This window comes from uncultured Bacteroides sp., assembly GCF_902491285.1.
Classification (GTDB): Bacteria; Bacteroidota; Bacteroidia; order Bacteroidales; family Bacteroidaceae; genus Bacteroides.
The window spans coordinates 1-2451 of the sequence record NZ_CABUHK010000173.1 but is presented as its reverse complement, the minus strand read 5'-3'; the positions used below and the strand labels follow the sequence as shown (position 1 = coordinate 2451).

2 protein-coding genes are annotated in these 2451 nt (G+C 44.8%); one reads left to right on the top strand and one right to left on the bottom strand.

Annotated features, from left to right (window positions below; translation table 11 throughout):
- Positions 1 to 1205 (bottom strand): PhoH family protein (locus RDN93_RS21935; RefSeq protein WP_308747426.1); only part of this gene is annotated, 1205 nt, incomplete at its 3' end.
- A 132-nt stretch (positions 1206 to 1337) separates the two neighbouring features.
- Between RDN93_RS21935 and RDN93_RS21930 the strand changes: the two genes are divergently transcribed.
- The coding region (locus RDN93_RS21930) for a Mur ligase family protein (RefSeq protein ID WP_308747425.1) at positions 1338 to 2451 on the top strand (1114 nt) is incomplete at its 3' end.

Sequence of the window (2451 nt, the reverse complement as noted above, 5' to 3'; positions counted from 1 at the left end):
CTATCCAGATACGGCTGGTCAATCTGCTGTATATCTCCCGTAAAGACCATCTTCGTACCTTCGCCCGCACGAGTAATAATTGTTTTTATCTCATTCGGAGTCAGGTTCTGGGCTTCGTCGATGATGCAATACATTTCACTCAAGCTACGCCCGCGAATAAATGCCAGAGCTTCAATCACCAGTTGCTCGCTTTTCTGCATATCCTCAATACGCTTCACTTCCGTAGAATTAGCGGCGAACTGACGCTTTATCACATTCAGATTGTCAAACAACGGCTGCATATAAGGAGCCACTTTCTCCTGTGCATCTCCCGGAAGGAAACCGATGTCCTTATTAGAAAGAGCCACCACAGGGCGTGCCAGCAGAATCTGTTTGTAATCCGTCAGTTTCCCTAAAGCGGCTGCCAAAGCCAGCAACGTCTTGCCAGTTCCTGCCTTTCCGGTCAGTGCCACCAGTTTTATATTCGGGTCGTTCAAAATCTCAAAAGCGAAACTCTGTTCGGCATTACGAGGTTCGATTCCATAATTCTTACCTTTCATCACACGGCAGATGGAGTGAGTGAAAGGATTGTAACGCGCCAATACACTATTGCGGTCACTTTTCAACACAAAACATTCATTAGGATGAACCAAATCCTTAAAGTCGAACTCACCCAGGTCAATTCCTTCTTTAGAAGAATAGATACGGTCTATCAACGCCGGATCCACATTTTCAAAGATTTCATTGGATTTCTCGAACACATCCGCATTTACTACCTTATCCGTGATATAATCTTCGCAAAGCAGACCGATGGAACGGGCTTTCATGCGTAGGTTCACATCCTTGGTCACCAAGATGGATTTCATTTTCGGATATTTGGCAGTCAGATACTCGGTTGCCGCCAGAATCAAATGGTCGGGTTTCCTGATAGGAAAAGAGTCCCACACCTTGGGGGCGTCCACCTTACCGGTCACTACGAACAGACGTCCCAATCCTTCACCCAGTTTCACTCCTTCAGTGAAAAGCTCATCGCTGGTCAGCACATCCAGTTCGCGTACAAACTCACGGGCATTGAAGTTTATCTGCTCGTTTCCTTTCTTGAACTTGTCCAGCTCTTCGAGCACGACAAGAGGGAGATAAATATCATTTTCCTGGAAATTCTTCAGGCAATTGTAGTCGTGAAGAATAACATTTGTGTCCAACACAAAATTTTTCTTAGTTCCCATGATTTCTTAGATTTAAATGTTGATATTTGCAATCTCAAATCGTCAACCCTGCATTTCCGGTTGGATTGACGGTTCTAAAGATAAACAAATTAACGGGCAAAAAGGATTGCCCGGAGTTAAATTTTATAAAACATGGACTATCAGAACACTTTAAAGTACTTATATGAAAGTGTGCCTATGTTTCAGCAAATAGGAAGCAAAGCATATAAGCCGGGATTAGAGACTACACACAAATTGGACGAATATTTCGGGCATCCTCATCAACAATTCAAAACGATACATATCGCAGGCACAAACGGAAAGGGTTCCTGCTCACATACTATCGCGGCGGTATTGCAGTGTGCCGGCTACCGGGTCGGATTATTCACCTCTCCCCACCTGATTGATTTTCGCGAACGCATCCGCATCAACGGTGAGATGATACCGGAAGAGTATGTAGTCAATTTCGTGGAAGAACACCGCGCGTTCTTCGAACCGCTACACCCCTCTTTCTTCGAACTGACCACTGCCATGGCATTCCGTTATTTTGCCGACCAAAAAGTAGATGTAGCAGTTATCGAGGTAGGCATGGGCGGACGGCTGGACTGTACAAATATCATCCATCCGGATTTATGCGTTATCACCAATATCGGCCTCGACCACACCCAATATCTGGGCGACACGCTGACGAAGATTGCCAAAGAGAAAGCCGGCATCATCAAGGAAGAAGTCCCAGTAGTCATCGGCCGAGCCGAAGGGGCGGTGAAACGCGTGTTTACCATGAAAGCTAAAGAAATGAATGCGCCCATCGAATATGCCCGTGAAAATTCCCGCGAATGGAACATGGAGATACTTACTTATCCGAAATTACAGAAAATAAGGACGGAAATGGACGAAGTCATTCAGACCATATACCAAATAATCGAAGCAATAGACGCACAGTCAGAAGAGCAGGGAAATCAAATGCGGCAAGCATTACTCATGTTAGACATATCAAACAGTATACATGCGATAGACCAAATACTCGACAAAAGAAAAGACGCTATCAGAATCAATAATGAAATGTTTCCTTTCGGACTTTTCACAGAGTTGAGCGGAGCCTACCAATTCGAAAATATGTTCACCATTCTGAAAGCTCTTGCAGCACTGACCCGTCTGAACTATAACATCAAGCCCCAGAACTATTTCGATGGTTTTGCAAACGTATGTCAACTCACCGGTCTGATGGGGCGTTGGCAGAAAGTACACAGCTATCCGGATATTATCT